18 protein-coding genes are annotated in these 22,726 nt (G+C 68.4%); 10 read left to right on the top strand and 8 right to left on the bottom strand.

Annotated features, from left to right (window positions below):
- The first annotated feature begins 247 nt into the window (after positions 1 to 247).
- Positions 248 to 1,486: an HNH endonuclease signature motif containing protein gene (locus ACZ54P_RS29030; RefSeq protein WP_465464749.1), complete on the top strand. Its 1,239-nt coding sequence runs from the start codon at positions 248 to 250 to the stop codon at positions 1,484 to 1,486.
- A 54-nt stretch (positions 1,487 to 1,540) separates the two neighbouring features.
- Here ACZ54P_RS29030 and ACZ54P_RS29025 read toward each other — a convergent pair whose 3' ends face one another.
- Positions 1,541 to 2,860 carry a deoxyguanosinetriphosphate triphosphohydrolase family protein gene (locus ACZ54P_RS29025; protein ID WP_465464748.1) on the bottom strand — a complete coding sequence of 440 codons (1,320 nt, stop codon included), beginning with the start codon at positions 2,858 to 2,860 and terminating at the stop codon, positions 1,541 to 1,543.
- A gap of 366 nt (positions 2,861 to 3,226) precedes the next feature.
- Positions 3,227 to 4,138: a glycoside hydrolase family 16 protein gene (locus ACZ54P_RS29020; RefSeq protein WP_465464747.1), complete on the bottom strand. Its 912-nt coding sequence runs from the start codon at positions 4,136 to 4,138 to the stop codon at positions 3,227 to 3,229.
- A 121-nt stretch (positions 4,139 to 4,259) separates the two neighbouring features.
- Here ACZ54P_RS29020 and ACZ54P_RS29015 point away from each other — a divergent pair, with 121 nt between their 5' ends.
- From ACZ54P_RS29015 to ACZ54P_RS29005, 3 genes are read left to right on the top strand one after another with little or no spacing between them, the layout of a single operon-like run.
- Positions 4,260 to 4,970 (top strand): GntR family transcriptional regulator, encoded by a 711-nt coding sequence (locus ACZ54P_RS29015; RefSeq protein ID WP_465464746.1) that lies wholly within the window; start codon positions 4,260 to 4,262, stop codon positions 4,968 to 4,970.
- A 52-nt stretch (positions 4,971 to 5,022) separates the two neighbouring features.
- The gene (locus ACZ54P_RS29010) at positions 5,023 to 8,418 is read left to right on the top strand and encodes a TM0106 family RecB-like putative nuclease (RefSeq protein ID WP_465464745.1); all 3,396 of its coding nucleotides are present in this window, start codon (positions 5,023 to 5,025) and stop codon (positions 8,416 to 8,418) included.
- Positions 8,415 to 8,711, top strand: a complete 297-nt coding sequence (locus ACZ54P_RS29005) for a hypothetical protein (RefSeq protein WP_465464744.1) — start codon at positions 8,415 to 8,417, stop codon at positions 8,709 to 8,711. Before ACZ54P_RS29010 ends, ACZ54P_RS29005 begins: the two co-directional genes overlap by 4 nt.
- A gap of 201 nt (positions 8,712 to 8,912) precedes the next feature.
- Here ACZ54P_RS29005 and ACZ54P_RS29000 read toward each other — a convergent pair whose 3' ends face one another.
- Complete coding sequence (locus ACZ54P_RS29000) at positions 8,913 to 12,029, bottom strand: BTAD domain-containing putative transcriptional regulator (RefSeq protein WP_465464743.1); 3,117 nt, start codon at positions 12,027 to 12,029, stop codon at positions 8,913 to 8,915.
- A gap of 115 nt (positions 12,030 to 12,144) precedes the next feature.
- Here ACZ54P_RS29000 and ACZ54P_RS28995 point away from each other — a divergent pair, with 115 nt between their 5' ends.
- From ACZ54P_RS28995 to ACZ54P_RS28980, 4 genes are all read left to right on the top strand, one after another.
- Entirely contained in the window at positions 12,145 to 13,014 is an 870-nt protein-coding gene (locus ACZ54P_RS28995; protein WP_465464742.1) for an alpha/beta fold hydrolase, read from the top strand.
- Between the two features lie 207 nt (positions 13,015 to 13,221).
- The gene (locus tag ACZ54P_RS28990) at positions 13,222 to 13,719 is read left to right on the top strand and encodes a hypothetical protein (RefSeq protein ID WP_465464741.1); all 498 of its coding nucleotides are present in this window, start codon (positions 13,222 to 13,224) and stop codon (positions 13,717 to 13,719) included.
- Between the two features lie 146 nt (positions 13,720 to 13,865).
- The gene (locus tag ACZ54P_RS28985) at positions 13,866 to 14,555 is read left to right on the top strand and encodes a sigma-70 family RNA polymerase sigma factor (RefSeq protein ID WP_465464740.1); all 690 of its coding nucleotides are present in this window, start codon (positions 13,866 to 13,868) and stop codon (positions 14,553 to 14,555) included.
- 95 nt (positions 14,556 to 14,650) lie between these two features.
- Entirely contained in the window at positions 14,651 to 15,421 is a 771-nt protein-coding gene (locus ACZ54P_RS28980) for a hypothetical protein (RefSeq protein ID WP_465464739.1), read from the top strand.
- Here the strand turns inward: ACZ54P_RS28980 and ACZ54P_RS28975 are convergent.
- Positions 15,411 to 15,932 (bottom strand): hypothetical protein, encoded by a 522-nt coding sequence (locus tag ACZ54P_RS28975; RefSeq protein WP_465464738.1) that lies wholly within the window; start codon positions 15,930 to 15,932, stop codon positions 15,411 to 15,413. The two genes, ACZ54P_RS28980 and ACZ54P_RS28975, sit on opposite strands and share 11 nt — an antisense overlap.
- Positions 15,933 to 15,970: 38 nt before the next feature.
- On the opposite strand from ACZ54P_RS28975, the gene ACZ54P_RS28970 reads away from it, so the two are divergent.
- Positions 15,971 to 16,432, top strand: a complete 462-nt coding sequence (locus tag ACZ54P_RS28970; RefSeq protein WP_465464737.1) for a MarR family winged helix-turn-helix transcriptional regulator — start codon at positions 15,971 to 15,973, stop codon at positions 16,430 to 16,432.
- Between the two features lie 55 nt (positions 16,433 to 16,487).
- Here ACZ54P_RS28970 and ACZ54P_RS28965 read toward each other — a convergent pair whose 3' ends face one another.
- The 4 genes from ACZ54P_RS28965 to ACZ54P_RS28950 all read right to left on the bottom strand — a co-directional run bounded on the left by ACZ54P_RS28965 (position 16,488) and on the right by ACZ54P_RS28950 (position 21,688).
- Positions 16,488 to 16,778, bottom strand: coding sequence for a hypothetical protein (locus ACZ54P_RS28965; RefSeq protein WP_465464736.1), 291 nt, complete (start codon positions 16,776 to 16,778; stop codon positions 16,488 to 16,490).
- A 205-nt stretch (positions 16,779 to 16,983) separates the two neighbouring features.
- Entirely contained in the window at positions 16,984 to 19,098 is a 2,115-nt protein-coding gene (locus ACZ54P_RS28960) for an EAL domain-containing protein (protein WP_465464735.1), read from the bottom strand.
- A 105-nt stretch (positions 19,099 to 19,203) separates the two neighbouring features.
- Positions 19,204 to 20,268 carry an alpha/beta hydrolase gene (locus ACZ54P_RS28955; RefSeq protein WP_465464734.1) on the bottom strand — a complete coding sequence of 355 codons (1,065 nt, stop codon included), beginning with the start codon at positions 20,266 to 20,268 and terminating at the stop codon, positions 19,204 to 19,206.
- Positions 20,269 to 20,344: 76 nt separating this feature from the next.
- Positions 20,345 to 21,688, bottom strand: coding sequence for a cytochrome P450 (locus ACZ54P_RS28950; RefSeq protein ID WP_465464733.1), 1,344 nt, complete (start codon positions 21,686 to 21,688; stop codon positions 20,345 to 20,347).
- 172 nt (positions 21,689 to 21,860) lie between these two features.
- On the opposite strand from ACZ54P_RS28950, the gene ACZ54P_RS28945 reads away from it, so the two are divergent.
- Positions 21,861 to 22,673, top strand: coding sequence for an SAM-dependent methyltransferase (locus tag ACZ54P_RS28945; protein ID WP_465464732.1), 813 nt, complete (start codon positions 21,861 to 21,863; stop codon positions 22,671 to 22,673).
- Positions 22,674 to 22,726 lie beyond the last annotated feature (53 nt).

Here is a 22,726-nt window from a genome sequence, read left to right as displayed (position 1 = left end):
CGTTATTGAGGGGTAAGGCCAGGTTGTCGTGGCCGGCACCGCTGCGGTGCGCGTCCCCGCGAAGCCGGGGCCCTCTGCTCGTGTCGCAAACTTTCCCTATCTCTCAATAAGGGAGCTCCCCAGCCTCGTGACTATTCACTCGATGGAGTAATTTCAGCATTATGGAACGTGAAGTGCATTCATTACACCTTTGAGTACTGGCATTCCGAGGTCGAATGTGTGTTCGATTCGGTGGTACTATGGCGGGGTGTCCAGCCGACGAACTCTCGAGCCGCCGCAGGAGTTGTGGCGGGCTGGTGCGCGGGAGCTCGCGCATGGTGTGGTGGAGCGGTTGTCGCTGGCACGTCAGGCGTTGGCGGAGGTGGGGCAGTTTCTGGTGGAGATCGAATCGCGGGGTCCGATGGAACTCTACGGGCATGGTTCGACGGCGGGTTGGTTCGCCGAGACGGCTCGTGTCAGCCTGAAGGAAGCGCGTGACACCGTGGCGCGGGCGGTGGCGCTGAACGAGGGCCGGAATCTGGACGGCACGCCCGCGCCGGCGTCGGCGCCGATCGCGGGTGCCGCCGCGGCCGAGGGCGACCTCGGGCATCAGCAACTGGACCCTCTTCTGGCGGTGTTGAAGAAGATCCCCGCCGCAGTGTCGGCCGAGGATCGGCCGGGGGCGGAGCAGATCCTGGTCGATCTGGCGCGGCGGGCGGGGCCGCGGGAGATCCTTGACGCGGGTGCGGACCTGCTCGCCCATCTCGATCCCGACGGGACCGAGCCGAAGGACGAGGACCTCACGCCCCCGTCCCGCGAGGTGTACTTGCGGAAACGCGAGGACGGGTGGTGGCGGCTGACCGGGCTGCTGGACCCGGAATTCGGGGCACGCGCGAACGCCCTGTTCGAAACCTGGGGGCAACGAAGACCCGTCGACACCGACGGCAACCATGATCCGCGCACCCCCGCCGAACGTCATGGTGACGCCCTGTTCGACGCCATCCACTACGCGATGACCAACGACAAAGCCCCCACCTTGTCCGGCGACCGGACGACCATCGTGGTCACCATTCCCCTGGAGACTTTGTCCTCAGGGCTCGGATCCGCGTGTGTGGATGGGGTCTCCCGGATCACCGCACGGCACGCCCGGATGCTCGCCTGCGACGCGAAGGTCATCCCCGCCGTCCTCGGCACCGACAGCGAACCACTCGACATCGGCCGCGCCGCCCGCACCGTCACACCCGGACAACGCCGGGCGTTGAACCTCCGAGACCACGGCTGCGCCTTCCCCGGCTGCCACCGCAGGCCGAAACACTGCGAAGCCCACCACATTTTGCCGTGGGGCCAACTCGGCGACACCGACCTCAACAACCTCTGCCTGCTCTGCCGCTACCACCACATGGTCATCCACGGCCAGTCCGGCTGGACAGTCCGCATGGCCACCGACAGGCGCCCCGAATTCATCCCGCCCCACTATCTGGACCCACTACAAGAGCCTCGCCGCTGAACCCGAGGAGCCCGCCGACCACCACCGGCGACGGGCCCTTCGGCATGGCCACGCTCAGTTGAACCAGGTACCGAACATCGAGCTTTGTGACCGCCCCGCCAACCGCTTCCCGAGGTCCACCGCCTGGACCTCGGTGAGCAGGCAGATGTAGTCGGTGACAGCCCGAGCACAGCGAGCCTCCTTGTTATCGTCGAAGGTGCCTTCCGCCTCACTGTCACGCTTGATGTCGCGGTAGAGCACGCGGAGATGGAGCGGGATCTTCGGGCTGTTCGGCGACTTCTCCAGACACATGAGCAACCGGTCGAAGAGCGAACCGATGATCCTCTTCTGGCCTTCCTGCTGGATGGCCAGCGGCGGCCTGTCGATCACGTAGAACCACGTGAGTTCCTTGAGCGCGGCGACCCGGTATTGACTCGTCTCGTCGACCTCCACAAAGGGCGGTTCGTCAACGAGCCGCACCGCCTCCACGAGCCTGGTGAGATGACTGCTGGTGATCATGTTCATCCGAACCCGGTTTTCCCGGGTGTCCCAGCACTGTGACTTGAGGTTTTCGCCGAACTCGTCGACGATCACGTCGATCTGCTCCCGAAAGCGGTCTTCGTTGAAGCCGAAATCCCCCTTCAGCCTGCGTCGGCCATGCTTCAGGATGCGCTTCTTGTCGATCTCGATATTGTGCAGGGGGATCAGACCTGCCCGGAAATAGTCCTCGAGATCATGCGTCGCGTAGCTGATGTCGTCGGCCCAGTCCATCAAAATCGCGTTCGCGGACCTCAGCTCACCGCGGCAGGACTCCCTCGCCCACTCGAAGTCCTGCCGTTCGGTCTGATAGACGCCCCATTTCTCACCGTAGCCACGGTTGGTCCACAACACCTGGGCCTTGGCCGAATCACGCGGCTTGAGGCGTGGATACTTGAGGATGGCGTCCAAGGTAGCCCGAGTCAGGTTGAGCCCCATATGTTCCGTCTTCCGCCGCGCGAGTTTCGTCACCACGCGGAAAGACTGCGCGTTGCCTTCAAAGCCTTCCAGCCCCGCGACCTGGGCAAGACGCTGGCCGAGAACCTCTTCGGCGACGTGACCGAACGGCGGATGTCCGATGTCATGCGCGAGCCCCGCCGTCTCGACCACATCTTCGTTCAAATCCGATTCCGGCGGAAATCCCGCCTCCGGATCGGGCAATTGGCAGCGCAGGTTCTGCACGAGTCTTCGCCCCATCTGCGCGACCTTCAAGCTATGCGTCAGCCGGTTGTGCAGCACCAATTGCTCACTGACCGCGGCAACCTGAGTCACCCCGGCCAGCCGCCGAAAGGCGGATGAATAGAGAACTCGATCCCGGTCGCGCTGATACGCGTCCCGATAGGTCTCCTTCTCCGGCACTTTGTGGCGCCGAGCTCCTCCGAGCGTCCCCTCCGACATTGCCGCCTCCTCGTCGTTTGCTCCAAGAGCTTCGAAAAGAAGGCGGACCGCGACAGGAAACCGTTAACAGCCGCGACCGAATCGCAACCCAACGATCAATCCAAAACCACCGGATCCAGCCCCCGTAACCGGTCCCGGTCCGCGATGACGTCGATCTCCCTGATCTACGAGCCACCGTGTCGACACCGCGCAGGGGGTCCGGCGAACATGTCGTCCAGGACGAACGCGCGGCGGGGGCCAGTGTTTCCAAGACCACCAGCATCACGAGGCCGCCGGTCCTATTCAACGACCCGCGGGAAGCGCCGGATGTGACCGGATGTGACCGGGTCAGCAACCGCGCGTGCCGTCGGTGAACCGCACGCCCGACGACCGGTACGACGCGGCGCGCTCGGCGGCCGCTTGAGGTGTGAGGACCTCGTTCTTCGCGTAATAGACCCAGTCCACCTGTTCCAGGTAGGTGCTCGTGCCGCCGGCGTGCTGCGTGAGGTCGATGAACCACTGGTTGAAGTTCAGTGACATGTCCTGTCGCGGATACACGTCGAACGGGCCACCGCGGTCGTGGTCGGCCACCAGTGCGCCGTCGACGTAGTAGCGCACATGGCCGTCGGACACGGTCGCCGCCACGGAGTGCCAGCCGTCGATGCTGCGACGCTGCGCGTCACTCTTGTTCTCGGCGTACCAGGGGTCCGGTGTGTAGGTGTGCCAACTGGTCTGGAAATTGACCGGGCCCGCCTCGCCCCATCCGCCGTTGGGCAGGTACTCCGAGAAGTCCAGCTCGCTGTAGATCGGGTCGTTGTCGTAGCGAAGCGGGCTGATCGTGAAGAACGTCTGGTTGATGCGGTCGCCATCGGGGCCGGACGCCGGCGTGTCGGAGAACCGGATCCGCGCCGCATAGGTCCCCTCGAAGAACCGCCGGTCCGGCTGCATGATCTCGGTTTGTGTCGTACCCGCGGGCGTGCCGTCGGTGGCGGAAGCCAGCTGCAGCACCTTGTCCCCGCCGGACGTCGGGAACGTGATGCCTTCCGGAGCCCACCGCGCGCCCGCGACGCCGGGTCCGCCGCCACCCGAACGTACCTGCCAGCCGTGCTGCCCGAGAAGCCCGTCGGTGTGCGAGGCGTAGTGGAAGTCGTCGAACAGCGCCCCGCAAGCCGTCGCCCCGCTCGCGGTACCCGGCACCGCTGCGAGCACTGCGACCGAGAGGGCGGTGACGGCCAAGGTGGTGAGCCGGAACTTCGGCATCGCTGCCTCCTTTACCACTGGTCAGTTTTTATCAAGGTCGCCCGCCGAAGTGGTAAAGTCAATAGGTCTAGACAAGTTGTCCACCAGCGGATTCAGGACAACCACTGGCTAAGCTGTGGTCATGCGGCGCACAGAGGTCAAGGAACGACTGCGCAAGCTCATCGAGCGGCGGCGGCCGGGTGAGGTCCTGCCTTCGGAACGCGCGCTGAGCATGGAAATCGGCGTCTCGCGCCCCACTTTGCGGGCGGCGATCGACGAACTCGCGCGGGACGGCCTCCTCGTCCGCGAGCACGGGCGCGGCACGTTCACCGCGCCGCGCAAGATCTCCCAGGATCTCCTGCCCGCCACCGGCGGCGACCAGTTCGCCCCGCCCGCCGAGGGCGAGTGGACGAGCCGGGTGGTCGACTTCGCCATCACGACGGCGGGCGCCCGGCTCGGCAAACGGCTCGAGGTCTCCCCCGCCTGCCCGCTGGTGGCGGTCACGCGCGTCCGAATCGTCGAAGAAGCACCGATGGCGATCGAGCGGATCCTGGTCCCACGGGGCCTGGTGCCCGACATCACGCGCGCCGACTTCGAATCCGGCTCGTTCTACGAATTGCTCCGCACGCGGTACGAGGTCTTGCCCGCGACGGCCGTGCAGGTCACCGAACCGACCGTCACCGATACCGACGAGTCCGGGCTGCTCGGCGTCCCGCAGCACTCCCCCGCGTTGCTGTTCGAACGCACCACCCGCGACCCCGGCGGCCGGGTGATCGAGTACACCCGCTCGATCTACCGGGGCGACCGCTACCGGATCACCTCACATCTGAAGTTCGACCGCACCTCCGGCTGACTCCGGCGCGCCGGGACCGTCCATCCGGGAGTCCGTGCGAGACTCCCGGGCGATGTACACCCCGTCCGATCTCGCCGACCTGCTCGAATGCGAGCACCGCAGCGTCCTGAACCAGGCGCTGGCCGCCGGTCTCCCGGGAGCGCCCCGGCCGGGTTCCGGGCCGGATCGGCTGGCGGTCACCCACGGGCGAGCGCACGAGGCCGCGACGCTGGACAAGCTGCGCGGCGAGCGGAGTGCCGTCGTCGAGATCGACGAACGCGACCCGGTCGTCGCCGCGAAGGCCACCGAAGAAGCGCTGCGGGCCGGTGCCCCGGTGATCTACCAGGCAGTCTTCCACGACGGCGAGTTCTCCGGCCGCGCCGACTTCCTGATGCGGGACGACGAAGGCCGCTACGAGGTCTACGACACGAAGCTCGCCAGGCACGCGAAGCCCGCGGCCGTGGTGCAGTTGACCGCGTACGCCGACGCCCTGCGCCGGGCGGGCTGGCCCAGCGGTCCGCGAATGCACCTGCTGCTCGGCGACCACAGCGCCCGCTCGCTCCGCGTCGACGACTTCCTCCCGCTGGTGGATCGGCTCCGCGCCCGGCTGGAGAACCGGCCGCCCACCCTGCCGGTCCAGCTTTGGGCCGACGAGCGGCCCGCTTGCGGCGGCTGCTCGTACTCCGCGCACTGCGCGAGCGCCCGCGAGGCCGATCGCGATCTGTCGCTGGTCGCGGGGATGCGCGGCGACCAGCGGCGCAAACTCGTCGCGGCGGGCCTCGGCACCATCGACGCGCTCGCGGCCGCCACGCCGGAGGACCGGCCGCGCGACATCTCGGTGACGTCGTTCACCACGCTGCGCGCCCAGGCCGCGATCCAGGTGCGTCAGGACGCCACCGGCGAGATCGCCTACGAGATCATCGATCCGGACGCGCTGGCGGAACTGCCGCCACCCGCGCCCGGCGATGTCTTCTTCGACATGGAGGGCGACCCGTACGCCCTGGCAGGCGAGGGACTCGAATACCTCTTCGGCGCGGTGACCGCCGACGAGGACACGAAGTTCACTCCGTTCTGGGCACACAGCCGGGCACAGGAGAAACGCGCTTTCGAAGAGTTCATCGACTTCGCCACCGCAAGGCTCGCGGAGCATCCCGGATCGCACGTCTACCACTACGCCCCGTATGAGGTCACCGCGATCAAACGGCTCGCGGCCGTGCATGGGACCCGCGAGGACGCCGTCGACCATCTGCTCCGCAGCGGCGGGCTCGTCGATCTGTACTCCGTGGTGCGCAAGGCACTCCGGGTCTCGCAGCGGTCGTACTCGATCAAGTACCTCGAACCGCTCTACATGCCGGAAGCTCGCGACGGCGACGTGAAGACGGCGGTTTCGAGTATCGAGGCCTACGAGGACTACCTGTCGCTCACCGCCTCCGGCGAGACCGGTCAAGCGGACGAGATCTTGCGCGGGATCAGCGACTACAACGAATACGACTGCGTCTCCACGCTGCGGCTGTTCGAATTCCTCCACAAGATCCGCGCGGAAGAAGGGATCCCGCTCGCCGAGCCGCCGGAAGAGTCCGATGTGGACGCTTTGCTCCGGGAGACCGAAGAGGACGTCGCCGCCCGGAAACGCGCCGAACGCGCTGCCCAGCTGGCCGCGCTGGTCGATCCGCTGCTGGACGGTTTGCCCGACGATCCGGCCGAGTTCACCGCGGAGGACCGCGCCCGCGCGTTGCTCGCCGCGTCCGTCGGTTATCACCGCCGCGAGACGAATCCGGCGTGGTGGGAGTACTTCCGCCAACTGGCGGCACCGCTGGGCGATCTGGAAACCGACAACGCCTGCACCGTCCCGGTGGCCATGGAGGCCGGGGAATGGGTGCCGCCTTCGGGCCGGGTCCGCAAGGCCAAACGTTCGCTGACGCTTCGCTGCGACCCGGATCGGCCGCATCCCTTCGCCCCCGGTGACGACGTCCGCCTGCGCTACGGGGCCGCCGCACGGGACGCCAAGGTCGTCTCGGCCACCGCTGTAGAGCTGACCCTCGAAGAGAGCTGCGCGCCCGACGAGACCACCGCGGACCGGCCGGTCGCGGTACTGCCGGGAAGTCCGGTGCGGCCCTCCCCCAAGGACGACGCGGTCGCGGACCTCGCCCGGCTCGTCGTCGACGCGCTTCCGACGCTACCCGCTCACCCCGGTGTCGACCTGCTCCGGCGCACGCCGCCGCGGCTGCGTGACGACCGAAGCCTCCCCGAGCCCGGGACGGACCTGGTGAGCACGGTGATCGACGCCGTCGAAGCACTCGACGGCTCGACGCTCGCCGTCCAGGGGCCGCCAGGCGCGGGCAAGACGTACCTGGCAGGCAGGCTGATCGCGAAGCTGGTGCGCGCGGGCAAGACGATCGCCGTCACCTCGACCAGCCACAAAGCCGTGGAGAACGTGCTGTCCGCCGCGCTGAAGAACGCGCCGGACCTGCCGTGCGCCAAGCGCGCCAAGCGGACTCCGGATCCGGCGGCGCCGTGGGAGCAGCCGAAGACGAATCCCGCGCTGGTGAAATGGCGCGAGGAGCACGACACCGGCCATCTGGTCGGCGGGACCGCGTGGACGTTCGCGAACGCCGCGATCCGTGAAGAGCCGTTCGACCTGCTGATCATCGACGAGGCGGGCCAGTTCGCCCTCGCCGACGCGCTCGCGGTGTCGATGTGCGCCAAGAACCTCCTGCTGCTGGGCGATCCGCAGCAGTTGCCGCAGGTCGTGCAGGGCACGCATCCCGCCGGCGCCGAGGCGTCCGCGCTCGGGCATCTGATCGGCGAGGCCGACATCATCCCGGCCGAACTCGGCTACTTCCTCGACGAGACCCGCCGGATGCATCCGGCCGTCTGCGCGCCGGTGTCGCGGCTGTCCTACGCGGGCCGCCTGCACTCACATCCGTCGGCGGCCGAACGGGCGATCGACGGCGTCGAGGCCGGGCTGTACCTCGCCGAAGTCGACCACCACGGCAACACGACGCGTTCGGTCGAAGAAGCCGAAGCCGTCACCGCCATCGTGGCGGATCTCCACGGGCGGGCCTGGACCGACCACGGCGAGCCCCGGCCGCTCGGTGACGAGGACATCCTGGTCGTGGCGCCGTACAACCTGCAGGCCCGGGTCGTGGCCCGCGCCCTCGACCAGGCGGGATTCCCCGGCGTGCGGGTGGGCACCGTCGACCGGTTCCAGGGGCAGGAGGCGCCGGTGGTGATCACCACGATGACCTCGTCGGCGGCGGTCGATCTGCCGCGCGGCCTGGACTTCCTGCTGTCCCGCAACCGGCTGAACGTGGCACTTTCGCGGGCGCAGGCGCTCGCGATCGTGGTCTGTTCGCCGCGACTGGTCGAAGCCGACATCCGCACGGTCGACCAGATGCGCCTGGTCTCGGGCATGCTCGGGTTGATGACCGAAGCCGTGCCCTGGCACGAAGGACGGAGTGGACGATGAGTGAGAAAGACCCGGACAAGACGCCGGAAGTGATCGACGCCGAGATCGTCGAGGAGGCTTCTGCGGCCCCGGTGGAGGTCCCGGAGCCGGATTACAGCGAGTCCGGGGTGCCGTCGTTCGACCACGTGCGCGACCGGATCGAGCAGCGGTACACCACCTCGTTGGGCTCGACCGAACTCGCCGGCCTCGGCGGCAAGGAGGACGTCGCCTCCCTGGACAAGAAGATCGCCGACCGCGACAAGGCAGCCAAGGACAAGCTGGCCGAGATCCGCCGCGCGATGCGCGAGAAGTGAGCTATCGAGGGTAAGGCGAACGTGGGGTTGTCGAGCTTCTGCCGCGTAGGCGCTCCTCGCTGGCACCAGGATGGAGAGAGACCGTCGCGACGTGGGCGGGGGTTACCCCGTCCTCACAGCGGCCGGTAGTGAAGGCCTCCTTCCCTACCTTTCAGGGTAGGCAAAGAGGCCTTCACGGACCAGGCGAACGCGATGCCCCGCTCATGACCCCTGGCGTGCCGCGGCCGCCCAATGCGGCGAGCCCGCCTTCACCGCGATGACGTGTGCCTGCCGGTAATGCGCGGTGGCCGCTTCTCGCAGGTCGAGGGCGGTGGCCAGCTCGCCGAGGTAGTGCGCGACCGGCCGGAGGGTGAGCATCCCGCTCCCGGCCCCGGCGATCTCTCCGGCGGCGGGCAGGAGTTCGGCGTACAGCCGCTCCATCGCCGTCCGGTCGCCGAGTTCGAGCGCGACGACGGCGTGCAGACAGGTGCGGGCTTCGTAGAGCAGGTCGCGGGGTGAGTCCGGGATCGGGAGCACCGGACGGCACCAGTTTTCGTAAGCGCCGTAACTCTCTTCGCGCGCTTCACGGGGCAACCCTCGCTGGAGCCGGTCGCACAACAGCGCGAAGGCGAGGATCCCGTTGTCCACTCCGGACATGGACGTCCCGGCGAGCCCGGCCGCCGCGGCACGATAGGCGGCTTCCCCGCCGGGACCGGTCATCGCGGTCCGCATCGCGCGATACCACCGGGTGAACACGCCGACGAGCGGAGTGCCGTACTTCTCCCCGAGTTCGTCCGCCGACGCGGCATGCCGGTCCGCGGCGGCGAACTCCGCGAGCGCGCTTTTCGCCTGCATGAGCACGAGATGTCCGAGCACCTCGAACGTCACCAGCCGGTGCCGTGCGGCGAGTTCGACCAGCTCCTCGCCGATCTCGGCCCGCCGCGGCGCGAGCCCGGCCCGGTCGAAGGATTGCAGGAACCGGGCGTTGAGCGCGAAGGCCAGCAGCGCTGGGTCGCCGAGGCGTCGTGCGAGCGCTTCGGCTTCTTCGGCCGCCGCACGAGCCCGTCGCCCGCCCGCGTTCCGCAGCTCGACGGCGAGCGTCGCCAGCAGACGGCAACGCTCGGCCTCCCGGTCGGCGGGTAACGCGACGAGGGTCCGTTCGACGGCGTCCGTGATCCGGGAGGCCAGTCCCGGGTCGTCGTTTTCGGTCCAGATCGCGGGGACGTCGAAGGCACCGACCACCCGCGCGGTCAGGAGCGGATCGTCAAGTTTTCCCGCCAGTTCCAGCGCTTCGGCCCGATACCGCCGGGCCTGACCGAGCCCGCCGGACACGGCCGACGCACGGGCCTTGCCCATGATGAGCTCCAGCCGCGTCTCCGGGTCAGAGGCGCCGGACCGGTCGTACGCGGTGAGCGCGGCGTCCCACAGCTTGGCCGCTTCCGTCGAGGCGAAACGACTTTCCGCCCGTTCGGCGGCGGCCCGCGCGTAGTGCGCGGCGCGATCGGCGTGCTTTCCGGACAGCACGAAATGGTGCGCCAAGGCGTCGACGTCTTCCGGGCGCAGGCTTTCCAGCGCCTCTGCGATCTCGCCGTGCTCGCGGGCCCGCCGCGAACGAGAGAGGTCGTGATAGAGCGTGTCCCGAACGAGAGCGTGCGCGAAGCGGAACCGATGCGGCGCCCTCTCGGTCAGGAAACCGCGCTGCGCCGCGCTTTCGACCGCGTCGAGCGCGGTTTCCCCCGTCAGGGTTTCGAGCACGTCCAGGTCGACGTCCGTGCCGATCACCGCGGCGCGGCGCACCACGTTCCGCACGGCTTCCGGCAGGGTCTGGACCCGGTGCCGGACGACGTCGCGGACTCCCGGCGGTACCGCGTTTAGCGCGGCCGGGCCCTCGGCGGCCAGCAGGCGGGCGAGTTCCCGCACGAAGAAGGCGTTTCCGCCGGTGCGCCGGTGGATCACCCTGGCGGTCTCGTGGTCGACCTCCTCGCCGGTCGTGGCGCGGACGAGGTCCGCGATCTCGGTCTCGGGCAGACCACCGAGGTAGATCCGGGTCGGCTCGGTGCGAGCGGCCCGGCCGAGGAAATTCGCCAGCGGGGCGGGCAGGTCGGTCCCACGATAGGTCGCGACGATCAGCGAGGGTCCACCGCCGGGCTCGACGAGCACCGACGTCAACAAGGCCAACGTTTCTTCGCCCGCCCAGTGCAAATCGTCGAACACCAGCAGGAGTGGCGCGGCACCGGCCAGATAGGAGGCGACCGCCCGATGCCGGCGCCAGCGCGCGGACACGGGATCCTCGGCACCCTGGTCCGCGGTCGGCGCGGCACCGTATCCGGCGTCGGCGAGCGTGGCGAGGATCCGGGTCCATGCCCAGGCGGGTGGCAGGCCCTCGTCGTCGGGATTGCTCCCCCACGCGGTGGTCCAGCCCCGCGCGGCGAGGCGGGCGGAAAAAGCCTCGGTCAACGCGGTCTTCCCCACCCCGGCGTCACCTGAGATCAGCACCAGCCGGGACCGTGTCGCGGCTTCCTCCAGCCTGGCCAGTTCCGCGTGCCGTCCGATCAGCGGCCGTTCGACCGGCTTCGGCACGGACGGCTCCAGCCGGGGTGCCTGCGCCAGGATGTCGGCCTCCAGGTCACGCAGGCCGGCACCAGGATCGATACCGAGTTCGTCGGCGAGTACTTCGCGCGCCGTTCTCAACGTCGCCAGCGCGTCGCCTTGCCGTCCGGACCGGTAGAGCGCCAATGCCAGCAGCCGGGAACCGTTCTCCCGCAACGGATGTTCGCGTACCTGCGCTTCCAGATCGGGAATGACCTCGGCCGCCCTCCCCAGCGCCAGAAGGGCTTCGGCACGCAATTCCCTTGCCTGCAGCCGGAGTTCGGTAAGGCGGGAGATCTCGCCGCGTGCCCAGCCCTCCTCGGCGAACTCGGCATAGGCGGGCCCGCGCCACAACGCGAGCGCCCTGTCCACTTCCGACAGTGCGGCGTCCGGGCGGCGGACGTCGATCTGCTCGCGGGCGGCGGTCACGGCGGCCTCGAACTCCCAGGCGTCGACCGATTCCACACGCAGCGCGTAACCGCGGGCGACCGTGACGAGCAGTCTCGCGGGTTTACGCGGCGCGCGATCCGGCTCCAGCGCGCGGCGCAGGGCTCCGACGAAGGTCTGGACGGCGCCGACCGCTCCTTCGGGCGGGCGCTCCCAAAGGTCGTCGACCAGGCGTTCCACCGGCACGACGCGGCCGCGGGCGATCAACAGCCGCGCCAGCACCGCCCGGTGCCGCGGCCCCTTGAGCCCGACCTCGCCGCGCTCGTCGGCGGCCACGAGCGGACCGAGCACTCCGAACCGCATCCTCACCTCCCTCACCGACGGTGATCATCGTGCCCGGAGCGCTCGTTCGGCGCTGACCGGGTGCTGATTCGCCCCGGGGACGCTGGCCTGACAGCGAACGACCAGGAAGGTTCTCATGCGCATCACCGGATTCGACTACCAGCGCGTCCCCGTGGCGGACGGCGTGGCACTCAACGTCGCCGTCGCCGGGAGCGGCGACCCGATCGTGCTGCTGCACGGCTTCCCCGAGACCCACCTCATGTGGCGCCATGTGGCCGCGGAACTGGCGGCGGACCACCTGGTTCTATGCCCTGACCTGCGGGGATACGGCGAGAGCGACAAACCGGCCGACACCGGCGAGACCTACTCCAAGCGCACGATGGCGGCCGACGTCGTCGCCGTCGCGAAAGCGTTCGGCCACGGCCGGTTCGCGCTCGCCGGACACGATCGGGGCGCGCTGGTGGCCCTGCGGGCCGGACTCGACCACGCGGACAAGGTGAGTCACCTCGCGATCCTCGACGTGCTGCCGACGCTGGACATGTGGGACGTGCTGCACGGCACCAGCGCCGCCGTCGGCTTCCACCTCTACCTGATGGCGCAACCGCCCGGCCTGCCGGAAACCCTGATCGGCGCCGCGCCCGACGCGTTCTTCGGGCACTTCCTCGACGCGTGGACGCAGCGCGGCGACGCGATCCCCGCCGACGTCCGGGCCGCCTACCTGGAGGCGTCACGCGACGCCGTGACCTCGATCGTCGCCGACTACCGCGCGTCGGCGGGCATCGACGTCGCCCACGACACGGCGGACCGGGAAGCGGGCAACCGGCTCACGATGCCGCTCACTGTGCTCCAGCAGGACTGGGGCGCCGCACTCGGCTATGACGCCGTCGCGCTCTGGGAGGCGTGGGCGACCGACCTGGACCACCGGACGGTCACATCGGGCCATTTCATGGCCGAGGAATCGCCGTCGGAGGTGGTGAAGGCGATGCGGGACCTGCTGACGCGCTAGCCGGCGTTCGTCGTCGGTACAGGTGGTCGTGAGTGGCGATTCGGGTTAGAACCCGAATCGCCACTCACGACCCGTTACGGAACCGACGCCCGATCTGAGCCGAACGGCCCAATCCGCACCCCCACCCGCCCCAATCCGACGTACGTTCGTGTTTAGCCCTGCCCCTGCGGGGTATCGGTTCTTCGCACCACCGACGAGGGGCCCGACATGAAACCCAGTCCCAGACGGGCGCACACCATCGCCCGCGATCTCCTTTCACTCACCAGATCGGGCGAGGCCGACCGGCTCGCCACCGCGCTGGTGTCCACCGCCTCATCCACCCGGCGAGGACCTGCTCTCGACGACGTCGTCGGACGGCTGGTCGACACGTTCTCCTTGGCCGCCAAGGATCGCCGACGTTCGCTGCGGATCCGTGAACCGTTCACCCTGCGGCTGCGCGACCCGGCGGGGGTGACGGTCCGGCCGGACAAACTCGACCCGAGGGTGGCGGCGATCGCCCGCGCCATCGCCGCCAGCGTCCGCGACGACACCGACACCTGCGCCGATCAGATCGGCGAAGCCTGCGAGAACGCCGATCTCGCCCAGCGGATCCGGGTACTCGCGCACTGCCTCGTCTGGACGTCGGATCTCCTCAGCGCCGACACCACCGCCTATCCCCCGGTCCTGTCCTGCCTCGACGGCTCGCATCCGCATCGTCCACAGTAGACATTGCGCGGTTCGGATGACTTCTCTTCGAACCGGTGGACATCCCTTGGGCGGCACGGCAAGCTGGATCACCGCGCACGAAGTCCCGGCCCCCGATGACGGGCGCACCCCTTTTCGGCGAGTTTCCCCGAACCTGGAGTGCAGACTTGGACGAGGTAGCGCCATCGACGGTACCCGCGGACTCCCGTGCCGCCGCGACGGCGGGACGGCTGCCGAACCCGGACAGCAGGCTGGTGCGCGCGGCCGTCGCCGGTGATCCGGACGCGGTCCGGGAACTGGTCGGTTTCCTTTCCCCGCACGTGTTCCGTTACTGCGCCAGAAGGCTCGGGAACGCCGGAACGGGTGCTTGCGACGCGCAGGACTGCGCGCAGGAAGTATTGCAGGCGGTCCTGATCGCCCTGCCCCGCTACCGGTATCGCCCGGACCGGTTCCTCGCGTTCGCCCTCGGGATCGCCGGGCACAAGGTGGCCGACCTCTACCGGCGCCGCTCCCGTGAACCGGTCGCCTCGGTCCCCGAGATCGGCGACGGGATGACCCAGTGGGCCCGCCGCGACCCCGACGAGATCGAACGGCTTGAGCACCGGATGCAGGCCGGGCTCCTGCTGGCCAGACTGCCGATGCCGCACCGGCAGGTGCTGGCCCTCCGGTTCGTGTTCGGTCTTTCGGCCGAGGAGACGGCGGAGCGGCTCGGCCTGCCGAGCGCCGGTGCCGTCCGCGCGGCCCAGTTCCGGGCGCTCGCGCGGTTGCGCGTGCTGCTCACCGAGCGGAACGCCCGTTACGCGGCCGATGTCCGGGACATCGAGCAGGTCGCCGCACCGGAGCTCGTCCCGGTATAGAACCGTCCACTTCGGACCATCGAACACTTGTACGCCGCTTGTACGCGCGTCCTCCATCCTGGGAACACATCTGGGGAAACCACTGGAGGACGAAGATGAAGATCCGATCGAGGATCGCCAGAGGCGCCATGGGCGTGCTCGCGATCGCCGGAGCGGTCATGCTCGGCGGCGCGGGCGAGGCACTGGCGGCGACGGGCACCGTCAACACCGACTCCGGCGTCGCGGTGACCGTCCGGTCGAGCCCGAACACCGGGGCGAGTTCGGTCGGCACGATCGCGAGCGGCACCGCCGTCACGATCGACTGCCAGACGAACGGCTCGACAGTGACCGGCAAGTACGGCACCACCGACATCTGGGACTACGTGCCGTCCAAGGGCGGCTACATCAGCGACGCTTACGTCTACACCGGTTCGGACGGCCGGGTCGCCCCGGACTGCGCCGGCAGCACCCTCTCCTGTTCCACCGCGGGCACCGGCAACCCGCGGACCTGCGCCGAAGCCATCGCCTGGGCGAAGGCGCACGTGCACACCCACAACGACCCGGACTACTACCGCTGGTGCGACCGGATCAACGCGTGGGCCTACGGCTGGAATGCGAGCGGCTCGGAAACGGCCTACGTCCACTGGACTCAGATCCCCGGTTCGTTCAAGCACCCCGGTGACACCCAGGTCCCCGCGGGCGGGCTCGCCTTCTTCAGCAACGGCGGCACCGGGCACGCGATGTTCTCCATCGGCGGCGGCAAGTTCCTGTCGAACGACATCCACGGCCCCGGCAGCTTCACCGAGACCACGATCTCGGAGATCAAGAGCACGTGGGGCTACACCTATCTCGGCTGGTCGCAGCCCTGGTTCAAGATCAACCACTGATCGCGCGCGTCGCCTCGAAACGCTGCCGGACGAAGGGGTCCTCGTCCGGCAGCGTTTCTTCCGCCCGCCAGGAGAAACTCCCGGCGGTGAGCTCCGAAAAGATCCACCGGCGCCGGACACCGTCGGTGTCGGACTCGATCTCGAAACCGTCCTCGGTCCGCTTCCCGAGGAAAGGGATCACCCAGCCGTTGCGCGGGCCGAGCCAGGTCGACCGGAACGCGTCGATCTTCTCGTCGTAGAAGCGCAGGCTCATCCCCCATTCGCCGTCCACGCCGTCGCCTCGGCTCACCCGTGCCGGGCTGATCCACACGTCGGTCACCGCGCGGCCGTCCAGCGCCCAGCCGAAATGCCATTCCCCGTCGACGGTCCGGACACTCCCGTCCTCGCCGTAGTTGTGCACCACCAGGTCCCAGCTGCCGATCAGCGGCTCGAACACGCCGAGCCGGGCGGCGAGTTCGGGGCGTGGCCCGGTGGCGGTGAAGACAGCGGCGATCCGCTCGGTAACGTCCATGCGGCCAGGATCACCATTTTGACAGTATGCTGTCAACCATGACCGATCTGGTGCGCGACTACCGGCTGCTGATCGCCGACGTCTACGAACTGGCGGGCTTGAGCCGCCGGATCAGCGAGCGGGAAGCGGCGGAACAGGGCACGACGGTGGCCCGCTGGCACGCGCTGAGCGTGGTGTCGGAGGAACCGGCCACCGTTCCCGCCATCGCGCGACGGCTCGGCCAAGTCCGTCAGGCCGTCCAGCGGGTCGTGGACGACCTCACCGAAGCCGGCCAACTGCGGACGGAGCCGAATCCCGCGCATCGCCGCTCACCCCTGTACGTCATCACACCCGAGGGTTCACGGCTGCTGGAACGGCTGTGGGATACGAGCGCGTCACGGCGCCTCGGCATGCTCGATGACAGCGGTGTCAGCGTCGAGAACCTGCGACAGGCCCGCGACACGCTGCGCCGGTTGTCAGCCGCGCTCAGCACCGGAAAGCACCCTTCCGTCGCATCGTGACAAAAAGCGGCCGGTTCGTCGGGTGAGAGTTGGCGAATGGGCACTGAGGCTCTCGCTACTGTGTGCGGCCGCGAGTCGTCGTGGCGACCGGCAGGGTCACCTCGGGATTCGCGGATCTCGTCCACTGTGGACGGCGCCCGGCCGCGGACAGGACGATGTCCGGATGCGGGGATCGCCGTCCGGGCCGCCATCGTGATCTCCTGGCGTCGAGATCGCGGATCACGTTGCCGTGCAACGAAAGCAACGCGGTGACGTCCGCGACCGCGGCGCGGAGTTCGACATCGGTGATGGAATCCGAGTACGCGCCGATGTCCAGCGCGCGGGGATCGCTCGGGTCCGGCGGCACTGAGTTCCTTTCCGCTCGGGGGGAAGTCGTCCGATGGTGGTCCCGCTCACGTTGTTCCCGGGAACCCCTTCCCCAGTACATGAAGGTCCCCTTCCTTGCGCCAGGCGCAAGCAAGGGGACCATCACGTACTTCACGCCGACAAGACCACAGGCCACCGGTAAGTACCACTCACGAGCCCCAGCACCGCCGCCCTGGGCCCGCGACTTAACCGAAGTACCTGCCTGCCCCGATATGGGCACCGGCGGCCTGCCACCATCCGGCGTCGCCGGTCGAGTCGATCCCGTCCGCGACCACCGTCGCGCCCGCCATGGTCGCGGTCTCGATGAGGCTCCGCAGCGAGCGTTCGGCCAGCGGATCCGTGCGCCGTTCGGCCAGCTGCGGAGCGATCCGGACCGTCCGCACGGGCACGTCCACGAGGCAGATGACGTCACCGGCGGCGCCGAAGTCCTGCAGTTCGGCGTCCACGCCGATCTCGGCGAGGAGATGCAGGTTTTCGACGGTCTCCCCGAGGTCGCCGAGCACGGCACCGGCGGGAAAGCCCAGCCGCAGCCGAGACGGTCCGAGGCCGGTCGCGGTGAGCATGCCTCGTATCGACCCGAAGAGGTCCGGGTCCGCGGCCTGGTGCGGTGTCAGTCCCACCACCATCGGCAGCCTGTCGTCCGCCTCCTCGCAAGCGGTGCGAATGAACCATTCGCCGAGCGGCACGATGAGGCCGGTCTCGTTGGCGAAGCGGACGCAGGTGTCGTGGCCGATCCGGCCGTGGCGGGGGTGGTTCCACGCCAATCTCGCCTCGATGCCCGCGGGAGTACTGTCCGCCAGCCAGGTCAGCGGCCGGAAGCCGACTTCGATCTCGCCGGTCTCCCAAGCGCCCGCCATGGAGACGGCCAGGCCGAACTCGTGCCGCTCCCTGGTGTCGAGCACGGAGTCGGACAGCGCCCACTGCCGGTAGCCGTTGGCCTGCGCCCGGCGCAGTGTCATGCCGGAGACGCGCAACAGCTCGGTCGGCGCGATGTCCCGCGGCGGCCGGTGCACGACCCCGACACACGCCGAAACCGCCACCCCGCTCCCGCCTTCGAGGTAGACCGGTTCGGAGAGTTCCTGGTTGATCATGCCGATGACGGTGGCGACGTCCGGGCTGGCGGCGGTGTTCTGGATGAGGATGCCGAACTCGTCTCCGCCGATCCTGGCGACCAGCGCGTCCTCGCCGCCCACGACGGCTCGTAGTTTCGCGGCGACGTTCTTCAGCAGCTCGTCGCTCTGTTTCTGGCCGAGCCCGCCCGCGATCAGGGAGAACCCGTCGAGATCGAGGTGGTAGACCGTGACGCCGAAGGCCGGGTCGGCATGCCGTAGCGCCCGTTCCAGGCGGGTGCCGAAGAACTGCCGATTCGGCAGGCCGGTCAGCGGATCGTGCAGAGCCTGGCGGCTCAGCTGCCGTTGGAGCAGGGAGACGTCGGTGTCGCCGTCGATCAGGGTGATCAACTGCCGGGCTTCGCCTGCCGGATCGCGGATCACGGCGCCGGTGAACCTCGCCCACGTCGCTTCCTCGTCGTCGGCGACGAGTCTTCGTGACAGTTCGAGTCGCTGGCGCTCGCCTTCGAGCAGCTTCCGGTACCCCTCGCGCAGGCCGTCGGCGTCTTCCGGATGGACGAGTTCGTAGAGGTTGAGTCCGATCAGGTCCGCGACGGGCCGGTTCAGCATTTCGGCGAACGCGGGGTTCACCCGCTGGACGCGACCGTCCACCCTGGTGATGGCGACCCCGGTCGCCGAGCCGGTGAACAGCTGCTCGAAGCGGGCCTGCGAGAGCACCAGCTCGCGTCTGGTCTCGCGTTCGAGGGTGACCAGCGTGCGGCTCAGATCCTCCTGCTGGGTCTGGATGTTTTCTCGCAGGGCCTCTCCGTAGCCGGAGGCGAGCGCTCCGAGCACCTGCAGCACCCTTTCGGGTAGCGGCCTCACGCCCTGCAATTCCGGTTCGTGCAAGAGCCCCTTGCCGAGGACCTCCATCGTGCGGCGCAGGCTGTCCGGACCGACGCATCTAAGCGCGACGAGCCGCGCGCCGGCTTCGGTCGCCTGCGGGGGCTCGGCCTCGTCACTCAGCACTGCCGCGAACACGTCGTCCAGCAGGGCGGCGAAATGCTCTTCGATCTGGGCGTGGGTATACGGAAGGTACGCCGTACCGGTGACCAGATAGGCCCACTTCCTGGCCAGCGTGGCGCGGGTCGGTGCGGCGTTCTTCCTCTTGGGCGTCGCGGACGACGAAGTACTCTTCGGGGCGTCAGGCGATACCAGATACTCATCGCCGTTCGGAAATGGGGCAGTCACGTCTGCCGGTCCTGGGGTCGTTTTCGCATTCCGTCGTGGAGGAACATCCTCCACGATTCTCGGGTCGTACTCACGATTTACTGATCACCCGAACGGGTGGTAACCCTATGGTAGTACAACACCGACCTTATCCCTCAACCATAGACGTGTGGCGTCCCGATACTCGGACGCGTTGCGATGTAACGCCACCGAATGTCCGGCACCGGACAGAACATACGTGGAAAGCTCCGCTTCGGGCCGATAGTACGGCGCTTCCGCCGGAAGCAGCCTCTCCGCGCTCGAACAGTCCCGAAGCGCGAACAAACCGCAGAACAGGATGTCCTTCTCCCCGACAACCTGGAAAACCGGCACCCTGATCGCCTTCGTCGTCGGCAGTACGATGCCGAACACGGCGACCGTTCCCATTCCCGGAACCGAAACCTGGTCCTTGGTCGCTTCATCCGCCTCGATGACGCGCGGGTCGGCATTTTCCGTCGCGTAGAACAGTCCGGCACGCGCTCCCGGTTTCGTCGCGAAATAGAGCGGATCGCTGCCGAGTGAACCGAGCCGGTCGTCCACGAACGCGGGCTGCAGGCCGAAAAGCACACCGAAGGTCAAGGCGGGTACCGACGGCAGATGCGTGATGCCGGTGAGGATGACGCCGTCGACGTCCTGATACGTCGACGCCTCGGCCGCGACGATGCCCGAACCGACCGAATGCCCGACGATCACGACCTTTCCGAACGGCGTCCCACCGACCCGGCCGGCGCGCAGATGCCCGACCACCTCGTGCATCGACCGCGCCAGCACCGGTAGGAGGAGCGGAAGGCTGAGCGGTTTGCTGCTCCGGCCCGAACCGAGCTGATCCGCGGCGAAGGTCGCGTAGCCGTGCTTGGCCATGTCGCGCTGGTACGAGTAGCGATCCGGGTCGTAGGGCAGGTCCCAGTAGGCGCTGTTGTAGGTGCCGCCGTGCACCAGGAGCTGGACCGCATCGGGCGCCGGACCCTCCGGCAGGCAGAACCGGCCGTGCACCGTCGCCGGTTCGCCGAGCGGGCCGGTGACCGGCAGATCCACCTCCGTACAACGAATTCCCACAGCCGGGATTTCGACGGCCGGGGCCGGGGAGGCGACCAGGAAACCCCCGAGGAGCACGCAGCAGGCGGCCACCGCGGTGGCCAGTTTGAGCGGCATTCTCACAGAATCCTCTCCGGAATCGGAATGCTCGGAAGGAGCATGAACTCTACACCTGGTAATCGAACGCTCACCGTCAGCCTGATCCTCTGGCCACCACTATCATCGGCAGCCGATTCGGCTGCATGGTCGCTTTGATCTTGGGGAAGACCTTCACCCCTGGCAGCGGCACCAAGCGCCACCGCGCGCCGATCGTCGCCGCGACCAAGGCGATCTCCGTGGGCGCGAACTGGTGGCCGGGACACAGCCGGGCGCCGGCGCCGAACGGGATGAACGCGCCCTTCGGCACCGCCGCGGCCCGTTCCGGTTCCCAGCGATCCGGGTCGAACCGGTCGGGTTCCGGGAACCAGCGCGGATCGCGGTGCAGGGTGTGCTGGCTGACGGCGACCTCGGTACCGGCGGGAAGCCGCACCCCACCGAGTTCGACGTCCTCGCGTGCGCGCCGCATCAGGATCACCGGCGGGGTCCGGCGGACGACCTCGTTGATGATCCGCTGGGTGTAGACCAATCGCGGTAGCTGCTCGAAACGCGCGGGCCCGCCCGCCAGGACCTCGTCGACCTCGGCGTGGAAACGGCTTTCGATGTCCGGCCGCGCCCCGATCTCGTGGAAGAACCAGGCCAGCGCGACGGCGGTGGTCTCGGCGCCGGTGGTGAGGATGGTGATGACCTCGTCCTCCACCTGACGGTCGGTCATCCGCTCGCCGGTCTCGTCGTCCTTGGCCAGCAACAACATCGACAGCAGGTCACCCTGATCGCCGCCCTTCACGCGCGCGTCGAGGACGGCCTCGCCGATGACCCGTCGCAGCCGCGCGGCCGCGGCGTCGAACTCGCGGTTCGCCGGAATCGGCAGCCGCTCCACGAACTTCGGGGAAAAGGCCCTGACCATGACGTACTTCAGCATGATCGGGATCGACCGCCGGATTTCGGCGAGTGCCTCGTCGCCGAGTTCGGCGGAGAACAGCGTGCGTCCGGAGATGGTCAGCGCGAGGTCCTGCATCCGCCGGTCGAATTCCACCACCTCGCCCGGTTTCCACGAATCGGCAAGCTCTACAGCCAGCTTCGTCATCGTCGTCTCGGCGTAGAGTTCGATACGGCTTCGCTGGAAGGCGGGCAGCATCATCCGCCGTTGCCGCTGGTTGAACGCGCCATTGGAAGTGGCGAGCCCGTCACCGAACAATGGTCGCATTTTGTCGAACACAAGGCCTTTGTCGAACTTCCCCGCGTCGACGGCCAGCAGCCGCCAGGCCAGTTCCGGTGTGGTGACCAGGTAAACGGGCATCGGGCCGAAGTCGAGCCGGACGACGTCGCCGTGCGATCCCAGTGACGACAGCAGTTTCAGCGGGTCACGGAGCATCGCGACGGTATGCCCCAGCAGCGGACGGCGGCCCGGTGCGACGGCGACGTCCGGAGGTGGTGCCATCGTGTTCGTCTCCCGGTGCCTGGACGCTGAACCCGGTCACCTTAGGACCGCCGGACGGCGGACGGGGTTCCACCGCCGCATGACCACACGATCGGACGATGGCGGCCCGCTCCCCCGGGCCCGCTAGAATCCTGTGCCCCAATGGATTCCCACGGAAACGGCGGCGACGACGGTGACTGCGAACCCGAACTGGGTGCCCCCCGAGGTCGACACGACCGTGCCGAATCCCGCCAGGGTCTACGATTACTGGCTCGACGGCGACCACAACTTCCAGGCCGACCGCGACCTCGGCGAACAGATTCTGCGGATCATGCCGGGGATCCGCGACGCGGCCCGGCTCAACCGCGCCTTCCTGCGCCGCGCCGCGCTGCACATGGTGGAAGCGGGCGTGCGGCAGTTCCTCGACATCGGCTCCGGCATCCCGACCGTCGGCAACCTGCACGAGATCGTCCAGCAGGTCGACCCGGACTGCCGGGTGGTCTACGTCGACCGTGAATCGGTCGCCGTGGCGCACGCCAGACTGCTGCTGCGCGACAACGACCGTTGTGCCGCCATCCAAGCCGACCTGCGTGACGTCAACGACATCCTCGACGCGCCCGAAGCGAAGGAACTGCTGGACCTCGACCAGCCGGTCGGCGTGTTCATGTTGCTGCTGCTGCATTTCGTACCGGACTCCTGGGACCCCCACGCGATCCTCGCCCGCTATCGCGAACGCATCGCCCCTGGCAGCTTCCTCGCCATCTCGCACGTCGCCGCCGACGCGGACTCGAGCGGTCTCGACGAAGCCATCGAGGCGTACCGGAGCACGCAGAACGACCCCATCCCCCGCACACACGACCAGGTGCTGTCGTTCTTCGAGGGTTTCGAAGTCGTCGAGCCCGGTGTCGTCGGGTGCGCGATGTGGAACCCGCAGGGCGCCGGTGACATGTCCGACGACCCGGGGATCAACTCGCTCCCGTATGCGGGGGTCGGCCGGAAGCCGTAGGGACCAGCCTCGTGAGTGGTAATGGCGGTTCTAACCGTCATCACCACTCACGA

The organism is Amycolatopsis sp. NPDC034160, assembly GCF_055575355.1.
This window is presented reverse-complemented; position numbering and strand designations above follow the sequence as displayed.